Consider the following 14,085-nt stretch of genomic DNA (forward strand, 5'->3'; position numbering starts at 1 on the left):
TCTTTCAAAAACTACGCTCAAGTTTGTCCAGAAGCGCTTCGCGGTCAAGACTAAAACCTGACTCTATCCAGAGAGTTTCCAGCCCCCTCAGCTTTTCGCCGAGCACAGGTCCCTTTTTTATGCCAAGGTTAAGCAAATCACTTCCCGTAACCGGAAAGGTCGGTGCATCATAGCTTTGCAGCGCATCGAGCAAACGCGCGAAACCTCCGGCTCTGATCATCGCCGTGTCACTTTCCGCCGCTTCATTGCGTGCTGACGCGTAGCTCAATCTGATGCGATCCATGATGGCTTGCTTGCTGCCGCTATAAACGAGCTTTTTCAGTGTCTGCTCGGACAGTTCCGGCGCAACAAGATCAGCGCGTGCCCAAGCTTCCAGACGCGCGCGTTCGGCATTGGACATTTTCAGTCGCTTGCCCAACTCAACAATTCGCTCTTTATCTGGTGGAACCATGCTTTCAAGGCGCAAAAGCGCATCAACCGGCCAGCCAAGATCGGCCTCCGTGCGCATAAGCCCATGAATGGCATCAATCCCCCATTTCTCGCTTTCAGGTAGAATAGCGGTTAGAACGCCCGACTGCCGCATCCACAAAAGCGCACGCGAAGGATCGGGCGCGGAAAGCAATTTCTTGAGTTCAGACCAGACGCGCTCGGCGGATAATTGATCAAGTCCATCTTTCAGACGCGCACTGGCGCGCAAACCGTCGGCTTCAGGACGCCCTGAACCGTACCAGGCAAAGAAGCGAAAGAACCGCAAAATGCGCAGATAGTCTTCACGAATACGGGCTTCTGCATCACCAATGAAACGCAAGGTTTTTGTTTGAATATCGGCAAGACCACCGACATAATCGATCACATCGCCATCAACCGTTGCATAAAGCGCATTGATCGTAAAATCGCGCCGCTCGGCGTCTGCTTCCCAATCTGTGCCGAACGCAACTTTCGCGTGACGGCCGTCGGTTTCAACATCCTTGCGCAAAGTCGTCACTTCGAAGGGCTGGCCCTGCACGACGACGGTTACGGTGCCATGCTCAATACCGGTCGGCACCGGCTTGAAGCCTGCTTCCTTTGCCAGCCGCACCGTATCTTCCGGCAGATGCGTGGTGGCCAGATCGACATCACTAACGTCTGTGCCAAGTAAAGTGTTGCGCACAGCTCCGCCCACAACACGCACTTCGCCGCCATCACGATTAAGCGCTGCAAAAAGCGCCTTCATTGACTTCGTATGCAGCCATTTGGCTCGATCTGAAATATTTACTGTGTCGCTCAAGCGTAGAGCCTTTCATAAAGTCCGCGAATTATGCCTGCGGTCACGCCCCAGATGAATCGCTCATGATATGGCATTGCGTAATAAAAGCGTTCCTGACCATTGAACAGCCGGCTTTCGCGCCGGTGATTGGCCGGGTTCATCAGGAATGAAAGTGGCACCTCGAAAATATCCGCAACCTCGTCCGGGTTCGGATACACATCAAAAGGCGTATTGACCACCGCCAAAACTGGCGTGATTGAAAAGCCGCTGCCTGTGAGATAGCGCGGCATATGCCCGATAATGTTCGCGCGTTCGGACACAAGCCCGATTTCCTCATTGGCCTCGCGCAGTGCTGCTTTTTCAGCGGTCCCATCCTCCGGGTCGATTGCCCCACCCGGAAAAGCGATCTGGCCCGAATGCTTACGCAATGTTTCGGTGCGCCGTGTCAAAAGCAATGTGGCCTCTGGTCCGCGATCTACCACCGGCACCAGCACGGCGGCATCGCGCAATTTCGATGTCACCATGGCCTGCGTGAATTCGGGATTAAGCGAATGATCGCCGGTCAGATCGTCGTGATCAGGCTGCCAGTTGCGCACACGCTCCGTAAAACCACCGGCGGAAAAAGCCGGAAAAAGATGCGATGCACGATCATTCATTGCAATGCCGCCTCCAGCGCATCAACCGGCATGATCGGAAAAACATGTCCCTTTGAGCGCACGGCAAACATCGTCACACCATCGACTTCGATCTCTTCACCAAGCGCCACAAGATCATACATAACAGCGCGGGTCAGCAAGGCTTCGAGCCGTCCACGCACCAGCATATAAGGCTTCAATCCGCCGCTCGTCTTTTCAATGACAAAGCGTAACGGGTTCTCCTCACTGACCTCAATCACATCTCCGACATTGGTGCGTAGCGTAAGTGTCTGCGATTGAGCCTCACCCGAAACCTGCATTTCCACCGCAATAAAATGCGCGTCTTCGACGCGAATTCCAACCTTTTCCACCGGCGTTACGAGATAGGTTTTGCCGTCTTCATCCTTGCGCAACACAGTTGAAAACAACCGCACTAATTGTGGGCGTCCAATCGGCGTTCCCATATAGAACCACGTTCCATCGGCGCGGATTTCCATATCAAGATCGCCACAGAAATCGGGATTCCAGCGCTCAACCGGTGCAATTCCTCGCTCTTTCTTGGAAGGGCCGCTGGTGGCGTCTTCATGCGCACGCGCAATAAGCGCTTCGAGACCGCTCACGCCATCGTCACGCTTTACTAAACTTTGCGGCTCTTGTTTGCCGTCAGGGGTGCTTTTTGTCATCCGACTCGGTTATTCCTGCTCGAATGTGATTAAAATTCTTAAAGTCATGAAATAGTCACCGTTTCACGGCTTGTCAGCATATATAGTGTTTTCAACATTATATTGCAGGTGCGGATATTTTTGCGAGGTCCCTATGAGCGTTGTCGTTACGCCCGAAGCTATCAACCCCGATGAAATTGTTGCCGAAGCCGAACGCGCCCTCGCCGACATTGCACGCATTAGAGAAAATATCGGCACCGTCATTTTCGGTCAGGAAAGCGTTATTGAGCGCACGCTCGTAGCGGTTCTGGCTGGCGGTCATGCGCTGCTGGTTGGCGTTCCCGGCCTTGCCAAGACAAAGCTTGTCGAAACACTCGGAACTGTCCTTGGTCTTTCAGGCCAGCGTATCCAGTTCACACCCGATCTCATGCCATCCGATATTATCGGCTCGGAAGTGATGGAGCAGGATGCGGATGGTCGTCGTTCTTTCCGCTATCTCAAAGGCCCGATCTTCACCCAGCTCCTAATGGCCGATGAAATCAATCGTGCCTCGCCCCGCACCCAATCTGCCCTTTTGCAGGCTATGCAGGAATATCATGTGACGGTTGCTGGTCAACGTTATGATCTGCCTGCCCCATTCCATGTTCTCGCCACGCAAAATCCGCTGGAGCAGGAGGGTACCTATCCGCTGCCGGAAGCGCAGCTTGATCGTTTTTTGATGCAGATAGATATTCTTTATCCAGAATTGGAAGCCGAACGCCGTATCCTGCTTGCAACAACGGGCGTGAGCGAAGCCAAGCCGCATGCAATTCTCGATGCTGACAGGCTGCGCCAGATGCAGGCGCTGGTGCGCCGCATGCCGGTTTCCGAAAGCGTGGTCGAAGCGATCCTCAAACTCGTCCGCTCAGCACGCCCTGATGCCGATAATGAGCATGCCAAAAAGCATATCGCTTGGGGTCCTGGTCCCCGCGCCAGTCAGGCGCTCATGCTTTGCGCGCGTGCGCGTGCGCTTTATGAAGGCCGTCTTGCCCCATCCGTTGATGATGTGAAGGCTTTGGCCGAGCCAGTTTTGCAACATCGTATGGCGCTTAATTTCGCAGCCCGCGCTGATGGAATGCATGTGCGTGATGTCATCGCCAATCTGGTGAAGGCAGCCAGCTGATGGCGATTGGCGCAGAAGTTTCATCAGCAAACCGCAAGGATAGTTTGGCACGCGCCCGGGTGCGCGCATCGAGTATCCCTGATCTGCTGGTTGAAGCGCAGCGCGTCGTCAACACCGTGATGAATGGCTGGCATGGTCGCCGCAAACGCGGCCCCGGCGAAAACTTCTGGCAGTTTCGCCCTTATGTTCAAGGCGAATCGCTGGCCCATATCGACTGGCGGCGCTCAGCCCGCGACGATCATACCTATGTCCGTGACCGCGAATGGGAATCCGCACATACGGTCTGGCTGTGGTGCGATTTCTCGCCTTCCATGCTTTACCGCTCGCAATTCTCACCTGTCTCAAAGGAGGCGCGTTCGCTCGTGCTCACGCTGGCACTGGCCGAACTTCTTTCGCGCTCCGGTGAACGCATCGCCTTCCCGTCGCTGCTGCAACCTTTCTCAGCGCGCAATGGTGCGGAACGTCTGGCAGGCGCATTAATGCATGATATTTCTGCTCGCGCTTTGCCTGATATTGACCAGATACGCCGCTTTTCCGAAGTGGTGCTAATTTCCGATTTTCTGCATCCGCTTGATGAACTGACCGCGCTTCTCGACAGTCTTGCGCGTCGCGGCGTGCGCGCACATCTGGTGGAAGTGGCCGACCCTGCCGAAGAAGCCTTCCCCTATTCGGGTCGTACCGAATTTCGCGATCCTGAAACCGGTACCACGCTTGTTGCAGGCCGTGCGGAAACCTATGCGGAAGACTATCGCCGCCTTTATATCGCGCGGCGCGATACGCTGGCTGATTTTTGCAGACGCCTTGGCTGGAGCTTTACCGTGCATCGCACCGACACACCCGCCACACAGGCCTTGTCGCGATTGCATGATGCTTTGAGCGCATCCTCATCGGGAGGCGCGCGCTGATGAATTTTCTGCCACTCGCATTCGGATCACCGCTCATTCTTGCAGGGCTGATTGCACTTCCGGTTATCTGGTGGTTGCTGCGCATGACGCCACCGCGCCCGCAGGAAGAAACATTTCCACCGCTCAAAATTCTGGCACAGGTCTTCAAGCGCGAAGAAGTGCCGTCCAAAAGCCCTTGGTGGATGACACTTTTACGCCTGCTGATTGCGGCACTTTTGATCTTTGCGCTTGCCTCGCCCGTATGGAACCCGCGCGCTGTCACGCTTTCCGGTAATGAGCCGCTGGCAATTATGATCGATAATGGCTGGGCTTCTGCGGAAGAATGGACTGAACGCGTCAATGCAGCTGAAAAGCTGATTGCCGATGCGGAAGCAAACAATATGCAGATTTATGTGCTTGGCACGGCAGAACCCACCAATTCGGAAATTGGCCCATATGATGGAAGCCGAGCAACAGAACGTCTGCAAGCCTTGCAGCCACGCCCGATCCCAGTTGATCGCAAAGCAGCACTCGATCGTCTTTCATCAAGCCTACCACAGGGCGAAAAAATACGTCTGGCTTTCATGAATGACGGTTTGGCACAGGCAAGCGACAGTGAAGCTTTCGCCAAGCTCAATCAGAACGACCAACTGGCTTCGATCCTTTGGTATGCCGCAAATCTTAATCGGGTTGTAGCGCTGACTTCCATTGAAAACAAAGCTAATGGGTTTGAAGCAAAAGCCATTCGACCCGAAGGCATAAGCATGCCGCGCGCACTCAATGCAGCAGCTTATGATGATAAAGGCCGCCGCATTGCCGAAGCGTCTTTGTCCTTCGCAGTAGGAAACAATGAGGCGACGGCCCGTTTCAACCTTCCTGTCGAACTACGCAATGATTTCCGTGTGATCCGCATAGATGGCATCAATCAGGCCGGTGCCACACGTCTGGTCGATGCCGGTTCGGAACGCCGCACTATCGGCCTTCTTGCCAGCGGCGATGGCGATCTCGCACAGCCGCTTTTGTCGCCGCTACATTATATCTCACGCGCACTCTCGCCTTATGCCAATCTCATCGAACCGCGTTCGGCAGATCTGATGAATACTGTGCCGGAAGTGCTTGATGCTAAGCCATCCATTCTGATCATGGCCGATATTGGCACTTTACCAAAGCCGGTTGAAGAACAGCTTGCAAGCTGGATCGAGGATGGTGGCACGCTTGTCCGCTTTGCCGGCCCTCGCCTTGCCGGTGCGAATGAAAACGATCCGCTCCTGCCTGTGCGTCTGCGCAAAGGCGAACGCGCGCTGGGCGGAACTCTCTCATGGTCCGAGCCGCAGAAGCTGCGATCCTTCTCGGACAAAGGCCCATTTGCCGGGCTTACCGTGCCGGATGACGTGACCGTCACACGGCAGGTTCTGGCTGAACCGTCCTTTGATCTCAATGACAAAGCCTATGCAACGCTAGCAGATGGAACACCGCTGGTAACCGGCGAAAGCCGTGGTCGCGGCAATGTAATCCTGTTCCATATTTCGCCCGACGCATCCTGGTCGAACCTGCCAATCTCCGGCTCTTTTGTCGAAATGCTGCGCCGTATTGTATCGCTGTCGCAACGAACCGGCGCACAGGGCGATCAACAGTCGATTTCACTGCCACCTTTCCAGCTTCTTTCAGCCTCTGGCGAACTCACACCGCCATCATCGGAAGCAAAGCCGCTGATCGTAGACAAAGACAAATTACCAGATGTCAGTATCAACACGCCGCCCGGTTTCTATGGCAATGAAGACGTCTTGAAAGCGCTCAACATTTTTGAAGGCAATGACATCAAGCTTGAACCGATCAGCCAACCCGCTCTTTCCGTTGGCATAACGCCTGCATCGTACGATGCCGACCAGTCAGTTTCATTGCGTGGCCCGTTTTTCGCAGCCGCAGCCATGCTGCTCGCGCTCGATACATTTCTGATGCTCTGGTTGCGTGGTGCATTCCGCAGACGCATGAAAACTCGTTCCAAAGTTGCAGGCATTGCCATTCTCTTTGCAGCAGCCTCGGCAATCAGCTTCATTCCTGCCGGGGTTAAAACCGCGCAAGCGCAAGAGACCCACGACGACAGCAAACCGGGTGATGAAGCCATCATCAACTCCGTCTCCAAAACCCATTTGGCCTATATAATCACCGGCAGTACCGCGACCGACGACATCAGCAAAGCTGGGCTGCGCGGCTTGACTTTTGCCCTGACGGATAAGACAGCACTCGAACCGGGCGATCCAATCGGCGTCGATCCCGCCAAGGACGATCTCGCCTTTTATCCGCTGATCTATTGGCCGATTGACCCGGATGCGCAAATGCCAAGTCCCGAGGCCATCGCCAAAGTCGATGCCTATATGCAGCAGGGCGGAACCGTGCTGTTCGACACCCGTGATCAGTTGCAGGCAGGGGCAAGCCTTGACCCTTCTGCATCACCCGCCAACCAGCGCCTTCGCTTAATTCTCGATAGCATGAATGTGCCACCGCTTGAGCCGGTTCCCGATGATCATGTGCTGACAAAATCCTTCTTCATCATGCCCGATTTTCCGGGCCGCTATGATGGAAGTCCGCTCTGGGTCGAAGCAACTGCCGCCTCCAATAGCGAGCGCGACCGCCCAGTGCGCACCGGCGATGGCGTGTCGCCGATCATGATCACCGCCAATGATTTTGCAGGCGCATGGGCCGTCGATGAACAGGGCAATCCACTTTTGCCGACAGTGCCCAATGATCCGATGCAGCGGATTTATGCACTGCGCGGCGGCGTGAATATCGTCATGTATATGCTCACCGGCAACTACAAATCGGATCAGGTTCATGTACCAGATCTACTTCAGCGGCTGGGGAATTAGCGCATGTCTAGGAAAAGTGGGAACCGGTTTTCCGGCAAAAGACATGCGCATAGGAGTTCAAAATGAATATCGAATTTGAACCCTTCCTCCCTTTGCCCTGGCTAATCGGCATTCTGGCACCGCTAACGCTTTTGGTACTGGCAACAATTTTGCTACGTATGCGCGGCGGTTTGATCCGTATGCTTGCAGCCGTTGCCCTTGCATTGGCACTGCTTAATCCGGTCATCATCAGCGAAGAACGCGAGCCGCTTAAAAGTGTCGTGGCCCTTGTTGTTGACCGCAGCCAGAGCCAGAACTTGGGTGATCGTAAAGCTGACACTGATCAGGCGCTCAAGGCCGTGCAGGACCAACTTGCAACCATGCCACAATTTGAAACCCGCGTGGTGGAAGCGGCACAGCCCGGCGAAAACGAAGACGGCTATGCAACGCGCCTATTCGGACCACTGGCGCGTTTGCTGCTTGATGTGCCACCATCGCGTGTCGCAGGCGCAATCATGATCACCGACGGTCAGGTGCACGATATTCCCGCCAACAAAAATGCGCTTGGATTTGATGCGCCGGTTCATGCGCTCATCACAGGCAAGCCGGACGAATTCGACCGCCGTATCAAATTTAACAAAGCCCCGCGCTATGGCATTAGCGGCAAGCCGCTGGAAATGTCCTTCACCGTGATAGATGAAGGCAAGAGCCTCGGTAGTTCCGCGCAAGTTGAAATCCGCGTGAATGGCGAGGCGGTCAGCGAAGAACAGGCGCAGGTCGGACAGGAAACGCCCGTCACCATCGAACTGCCGCGCGCAGGCGTAAATATTGTCGAGATTTCCACGCCAACTCTGCCTGGCGAAGTGACCGATACCAACAACCGTGCGGTGGCCACAATTGACGGCATTCGCGAAAACCTGCGTGTGCTTCTGGTTTCAGGAGAGCCGCATAATGGCGAGCGCACATGGCGTAATCTGCTGAAGTCCGATGCGGCTGTTGATCTCGTTCACTTCACCATTTTGCGCCCGCCCGAGAAGCAGGACGGCACCCCGATCAATGAGCTATCCCTCATCGCTTTCCCAACCCGCGAACTATTCGTCGACAAGGTCAGTGAGTTCGATCTCATCATTCTAGATCGCTACCAGCATCGCGATGTGCTGCCGCTGCTTTATTATGATTACATCGCGCAATATGTGGAAAATGGCGGCGCTTTGCTGGTTGCAGCCGGTCCCGAATACGCAGGCGACATGTCGATTGCGCAAACGCCGCTTTATAGCGCGCTGCCTGCCATGCCGACCGGAACCATTACCGAAAAGGCTTTTTATCCGCGCCTGACAGACCTTGGCAAACGTCATCCCGTGACCCGTGGTCTTGATGGCAGCGATCAGGAACCGCCACACTGGAGCCGCTGGTTCCGCACCATTGATATTGGCCCAACCCAGGGCGAAACTGTGATGAGCGGCGCTGATGGCAAGCCGCTTCTGGTACTTGACCGCGTTGGCAAAGGTCGTGTGGGCATGTTCCTGTCCGATCAGGGTTGGCTCTGGGCGCGTGGCTTTGAAGGCGGCGGACCCTATGCCTCGCTTTATCGCCGCATTGCGCATTGGCTGATGCAGGAGCCAGAGCTTGAAGAAGAAGCGCTGACCGCAGGCGGCAATGGCCGCACACTCTCCATCCATCGCCAGACGATGGGTGACAATCCCGGTCAGGCAACTGTCACCACGCCATCCGGTAAAGAATTACAGGTGAACCTCACGCAAAATAAGCCGGGGCTCTTCGACGGTACCTTGCAAAGTGATGAAATCGGCATCTTCCGCATCCGCAATGGAGACTATGAAACGCTGGCGCATGTCGGACCCGTCGATGCGCCGGAATTTTCCGATAGCATCTCTACAGCTGACAAGTTGTCACCACTCACTGATGCGACAGGCGGCTCTGTGCATAGACTTCATGCAAGTGCGGATAGTTCGGTTCAGGTACCAGCAATCACCGCTGTTGGTGCTGAGCGCGCAGCAAGTGGTAGCAACTGGATTGGCCTGCGCGAAACTTCGGACACGCAGCTAAAAAGCGTAAACCGCCTGCCATTGTTCTCTGGCTTGCTGGCGATGGCTGCCCTGCTCTTCACATTCGGCAGCATGTGGTATCGCGAAGGGCGCTAACACGCCCTCGCTTTCCCCTCTATTTAGCTTTTAGGCTCTGTTTGCGTGACGCACGACACCGCTAGCACCATTGAGCGCACCTGCCACAAGCTCGCAAGCCAGCATACGCCGGGGATCAACTGGAGCAGGCATAATCATGGAGCCGGGTTGCACCATATGAAACCCGAACGGGCCATAATAAGGCTGGTCCCCAACCAGAATGACCAGCTTGTGACCGGCTTTCTCTGCAGCTTCCAAAGACATTCGCATTAAAGCACTGCCAATGCCGCGCTTTTTCCAGTCAGGCCGCACGGCAAGCGGACCCAGCAACAAGGCTGGCGTTTTGCCGACCACAACCGGCGTCATGCGCAGTGATCCGATGACAATACCGCCAATCAGCGCCACAAATGACAGGCTCTGATCGTGCGGACCGCCTTCCCTGATGAAATGTGCTGCACGGGTAAAACGGCCCGGACCGAATGCTTCCGCATTCATGTCTTCGATCTCAATATCGTGCGCGAGTTCTTCCTGCGTGTAGGTCAGTTCAAGCTGCTGCATGGGTAAAATTGCCTGAAGAGAAGTCGATAGCCAAAAAGGGCCAATGGAATGCATTCTGCGCAGTTTGAGCGCAGTCCCAATTTCATCGTCGGATGAAACGCATTCCGGTCATGGTGGTCTCCTCAGAGCATTTCCAGCAAAAGTGCGAAGCGGTTTTGCGGAGGATAATGCGATAAATGTTCAAGCGGCGAAACATTGACGGTGCCGCAATTTGCAACTCACCTATCACCAAATTGGTAACTCGTAAAACATTTTCTTTCAAAACGGAGGCTGAGACTTATCTTTTTGGAACGTTACGCACTGTTCACGGCTTGAGAGACTGTCAAATGGCAGCTTTCCCGCTATGTAAAGCATAACCTGACCGGAGCGGAGCGAGGATCGATAAGATTATGCTTCAAGTAAAAAATTAGAGGCGTTTCGGTCTGATGAAATCAGATCAGGATGCCTTTAACGGCCAAAAGGAGAGATCACATGGGACTTCTGGTTGACGGCAAATGGCAGGATGTCTGGTACGACACCGACAGCACCAAAGGTCGTTTCGAGCGTTCAAAATCGCAATTCAGAAACTGGATCACACAAGATGGCAGCGCCGGTCCAACCGGTGAAGACGGCTTCAAGGCCGAAGCTGGCCGCTATCACCTCTACGTCTCCTATGCCTGCCCATGGGCGCATCGCACACTAATCTTCCGCGCACTGAAAAAGCTGGAAAGCGTGATTTCAGTCTCGGTTGTCGATGCACTCATGGCCGACGAAGGCTGGACATTCTATGGTACAACTGGCAGCACCGGCGACGAACTCTTTGGCGCAAAACGCCTGCACGAGATTTATACCCGTGCCGATCCAAATTATTCCGGTCGCGTGACCGTGCCTGTTCTGTGGGACAAGCAGCGCAACACAATCGTCTCCAATGAATCGGCTGAAATCATCCGCATGTTGAACAGCGCTTTTGACAAATTCGGCAATGCATCGCTCGATTTTTATCCGCAAGACCTGCGCAGTGAAATCGATGCAATGAATGATTTCGTCTATCCGAACATCAACAATGGCGTCTATCGCGCAGGCTTCGCCACCACGCAAGACGCTTATGAAGAAGCATTCGAACAGTTATTCAATGCGCTCGACAAGCTAGAAGACACGCTCTCCAAACAGCACTATCTGACGGGTTCCCGCCTCACAGAAGCAGACTGGCGCCTTTTCACAACGCTTGTTCGTTTCGATCAGGTCTATGTCGGGCATTTCAAATGCAATCTGCGACGCATCGCAGATTATCCAAATCTCTGGAACTATACCCGCGATCTTTATCAAGTGCCGGGTGTAGCCAAAACGGTAAATATGGAACACATCAAGGGTCATTATTATCGTAGCCATAAGACGATCAACCCGACCGGCATTGTTCCCGTTGGACCAGAGATCGACTTCTTAGCACCACATGATCGGGATCGCTTCAACTGAGGTTTTCCTGCAACAGTTTGGCCAGAAGATAAGCACTTCCTCAAAACTTGGGCGTCTCTTTGATCCTGATCAATGGGGCGCTTTGCGACGCAGTTCACATTGCGCGCATCACTACCCAAGACTTGAAGGAGAGACTGATGAACCGCTTTGCAAAAGGGCTTCTCGCAGCAACAGCACTGACATTTACTGCACCAGCAGCTTTTGCAGCTGACGCGATTGTCGCCCAGCCAGCGACCGAGATCGTTGCCGTGCCACAGGCTTTGTCGCCGTGGCAGATCCGCGTTCGCGCACTCGGCGTTGTCGCTGAAAACAAGGGCTATGTGAATGGCGTTGATGGCTCCGGTCTTGATTACTCCAAGTCGATCACGCCAGAACTCGACATCACATATTACTTCACTGACAATCTGGCTGCTGAACTCATCCTCGGCACTACCTATGCCAACATCAATGGCACTGGTTCGATTGAAGGTCTCGGCAAGGTCGGCAAAGTATGGATGCTGCCTCCAACGCTCACCATGCAGTACCACTTCACCAACTTCGGCGCTTTCAAGCCTTATGTCGGTGCGGGCGTAAACTACACTATCTTCTACAATCAGGATGCAGCCGGCGTTGACTATCTCAAGGTCAAGAACACGTTTGGCGGCGCGCTTCAGGTTGGCTTCGACTATATGATCGATGAACATTGGGGTATCAACTTCGATGTGAAGAAGCTGTTCCTCGAACCCAAGTTCGATGCGACTCTGGCTGGCGGCACACAGGTTAGCGGTAAGGCCAAGCTTAACCCTTGGCTGATCGGTACGGGTATCACCTACCGCTTCTAATATCTGAATATAAGGGCGCGAAAGCGCCCTTTCCTTTTACCAGTTTGGTAGTGGATCAAGATCATGCAGTGCCTCCTGCAATCGACGCTTGGTCGAAGCCGTGGTTCCTTCCGGCAAATCATCCAGCGTAAAAAAACCCGCTTCCGCAATTTCCCGGTCGCGCTGTTTTGGTTCGGACTGTTCAAAGGCGCGGCACACATAAAGCGCGACATGATCACGCTTTGAGGCATGTGCATTCTTATAAAGTGCAAAGAGCTGTGGTCGTCCGGTTAGCCTGATATTGCCTTCCTCGCGCAACTCCTTTTCGAGCGCCTGCGCAAATGTCTCGCCGCTATCAACCCCACCACCCGGCAGTTGCCAGCCGGGAACATAAGTATGCTTCACTAGAAACACGGAATTGTTCTTTTCATCAAACACAATCGCCCTGACACCCAAAGTCATGGGTCGTGTGAGCAAAAAATAGGTATGAAATAAAAAATGGCGGAAGCGCATACCGTCAATCCTGAAGAAATATTCTTTTGAGCATCATTGCACTAAAGCATTTCCAGCAAAAGTGCGAAGCGGTTTTGCGTAGGATACTGCGTAAGAAAAAAGAAATAGAGATGTTCCTACGATTCCGCTTAAACAGGTACCGCTCTAAAAACATCAATAAAAAGTCGCTGAACACGGTTTCGATTTAAAAAAGAATACAGTACACCGATACTATGTTTCGCCTCGCCCATATTTCAGACATTCATCTATCGCCGCTGCCCCGTATTCGCTATCGCGAATTGGCGTCGAAACGTATCACAGGTTACATCAACTGGCTGCGCAATCGTAAGAATGCCATGCATGGAACCGTGCTGGACGCTTTGATTGCCGATATGCTGGCAAAGACACCCGATCATATTGCGGTCACGGGCGATCTCGTCAATCTGGCGCTTAATATGGAAATCGATATTGCTCACGACTGGCTTATGCAGTTGGGCAATCCCGATAATGTCTCCGTCGTTCCCGGCAATCACGATGCCTATGTTCCCGGTGCACTCGATAAATCCTGTCGCAAATGGGAACCATGGATGCGCGGAGATGGTATAGACAACCAGGACAAACGACCCCAGTTTCCCTATATGCGGGAGCGTGGCCCTGTCGCCATGATTGGTGTCTCCTCAGCGCGCGCGACAGCTCCATTTATGGCGAGCGGCGATTTCCGCTCCGCACAGGCCAAACGCCTTGCTTTGGCGCTTGATGAAGCTGGTTCACGCGGACTGTTCCGCGTGGTCATGATCCATCACCCGCCCGTCCACGGTGCAACACCAACGCATAAGCGGCTCTATGGCATCCGTCGCTTTCAAAGCGTCATCCGCAAACATGGTGCTGAACTGGTCATTCATGGTCACACCCATCTTGCCACGCGCTATGACATTGACGGACTGAACGGCAAGGTTCCGGTGATCTGTGTACCCTCTGCCAGCCAGAATTTTGGCGGCCATAAACCACCCGCACGTTATAACATCTTCAATATCGACCGGAAGCCGGACGGCGGCTGGCTATGCCAGTGGGAGCAGCACGGTATTGAGGACGAGAGCGAACGCATCCTCAAGCTATCCGAAGATAAATTGTATTAGGGGCTGTGGGAATTGGTATTTGGACAATATCCGTTTTAGACAAATATTTTGGAGCGCCTATCTTATAAAATGAG

General features: G+C 53.9%; 12 protein-coding genes. 7 read left to right on the top strand and 5 right to left on the bottom strand.

The features are described from left to right. Positions 1-4: 4 nt before the first annotated feature. The 3 genes from CEV31_RS02160 to CEV31_RS02170 are packed head-to-tail and all read right to left on the bottom strand — an operon-like array spanning position 5 to position 2,564. Positions 5-1,267 (bottom strand): CCA tRNA nucleotidyltransferase, encoded by a 1,263-nt coding sequence (locus tag CEV31_RS02160; protein WP_094505251.1) that lies wholly within the window; start codon positions 1,265-1,267, stop codon positions 5-7. After that, the gene (locus CEV31_RS02165) at positions 1,264-1,902 is read right to left on the bottom strand and encodes a CoA pyrophosphatase (protein WP_094505252.1); all 639 of its coding nucleotides are present in this window, start codon (positions 1,900-1,902) and stop codon (positions 1,264-1,266) included. Before CEV31_RS02165 ends, CEV31_RS02160 begins: the two co-directional genes overlap by 4 nt. Beyond that, a complete protein-coding gene (locus tag CEV31_RS02170; RefSeq protein ID WP_094505253.1) occupies positions 1,899-2,564 on the bottom strand; it encodes a DUF1285 domain-containing protein in 666 nt (221 codons plus the stop codon). The genes CEV31_RS02165 and CEV31_RS02170 overlap by 4 nt, the downstream gene beginning before the upstream one ends. A 133-nt stretch (positions 2,565-2,697) precedes the next feature. Here CEV31_RS02170 and CEV31_RS02175 point away from each other — a divergent pair, with 133 nt between their 5' ends. The 4 genes from CEV31_RS02175 (at position 2,698) to CEV31_RS02190 (ending at position 9,594) form a co-directional block, all read left to right on the top strand. Beyond that, the gene (locus tag CEV31_RS02175) at positions 2,698-3,705 is read left to right on the top strand and encodes an AAA family ATPase (RefSeq protein ID WP_094505254.1); all 1,008 of its coding nucleotides are present in this window, start codon (positions 2,698-2,700) and stop codon (positions 3,703-3,705) included. After that, the gene (locus CEV31_RS02180; RefSeq protein WP_094505255.1) at positions 3,705-4,610 is read left to right on the top strand and encodes a DUF58 domain-containing protein; all 906 of its coding nucleotides are present in this window, start codon (positions 3,705-3,707) and stop codon (positions 4,608-4,610) included. Before CEV31_RS02175 ends, CEV31_RS02180 begins: the two co-directional genes overlap by 1 nt. After that, positions 4,610-7,456, top strand: coding sequence for a DUF4159 domain-containing protein (locus CEV31_RS02185; protein WP_094505256.1), 2,847 nt, complete (start codon positions 4,610-4,612; stop codon positions 7,454-7,456). The genes CEV31_RS02180 and CEV31_RS02185 overlap by 1 nt, the downstream gene beginning before the upstream one ends. 62 nt (positions 7,457-7,518) lie before the next feature. Next, positions 7,519-9,594: a hypothetical protein gene (locus CEV31_RS02190; RefSeq protein ID WP_094505257.1), complete on the top strand. Its 2,076-nt coding sequence runs from the start codon at positions 7,519-7,521 to the stop codon at positions 9,592-9,594. 30 nt (positions 9,595-9,624) lie between these two features. Here CEV31_RS02190 and CEV31_RS02195 read toward each other — a convergent pair whose 3' ends face one another. After that, positions 9,625-10,131, bottom strand: coding sequence for a GNAT family N-acetyltransferase (locus CEV31_RS02195; protein WP_094505258.1), 507 nt, complete (start codon positions 10,129-10,131; stop codon positions 9,625-9,627). Positions 10,132-10,602: 471 nt separating this feature from the next. Here CEV31_RS02195 and CEV31_RS02200 point away from each other — a divergent pair, with 471 nt between their 5' ends. Together CEV31_RS02200 and CEV31_RS02205 are read left to right on the top strand one after the other, a co-directional pair. After that, positions 10,603-11,583 carry a glutathione S-transferase family protein gene (locus tag CEV31_RS02200; RefSeq protein WP_094505259.1) on the top strand — a complete coding sequence of 327 codons (981 nt, stop codon included), beginning with the start codon at positions 10,603-10,605 and terminating at the stop codon, positions 11,581-11,583. A 137-nt stretch (positions 11,584-11,720) separates the two neighbouring features. After that, a complete protein-coding gene (locus CEV31_RS02205) occupies positions 11,721-12,404 on the top strand; it encodes an OmpW/AlkL family protein (protein ID WP_094505299.1) in 684 nt (227 codons plus the stop codon). Between the two features lie 36 nt (positions 12,405-12,440). On the opposite strand, the gene CEV31_RS02210 is transcribed toward CEV31_RS02205, so the two are convergent. Beyond that, the gene (locus CEV31_RS02210; RefSeq protein WP_094505260.1) at positions 12,441-12,896 is read right to left on the bottom strand and encodes an NUDIX domain-containing protein; all 456 of its coding nucleotides are present in this window, start codon (positions 12,894-12,896) and stop codon (positions 12,441-12,443) included. A gap of 212 nt (positions 12,897-13,108) precedes the next feature. Between CEV31_RS02210 and CEV31_RS02220 the strand changes: the two genes are divergently transcribed. After that, positions 13,109-14,011 (top strand): metallophosphoesterase family protein, encoded by a 903-nt coding sequence (locus tag CEV31_RS02220; RefSeq protein ID WP_094505261.1) that lies wholly within the window; start codon positions 13,109-13,111, stop codon positions 14,009-14,011. Positions 14,012-14,085: the final 74 nt, after the last annotated feature.

The sequence above is a fragment of the Brucella thiophenivorans genome, assembly GCF_002252445.1.
In the GTDB taxonomy this organism is placed as follows: domain Bacteria; phylum Pseudomonadota; class Alphaproteobacteria; order Rhizobiales; family Rhizobiaceae; genus Brucella; species Brucella thiophenivorans.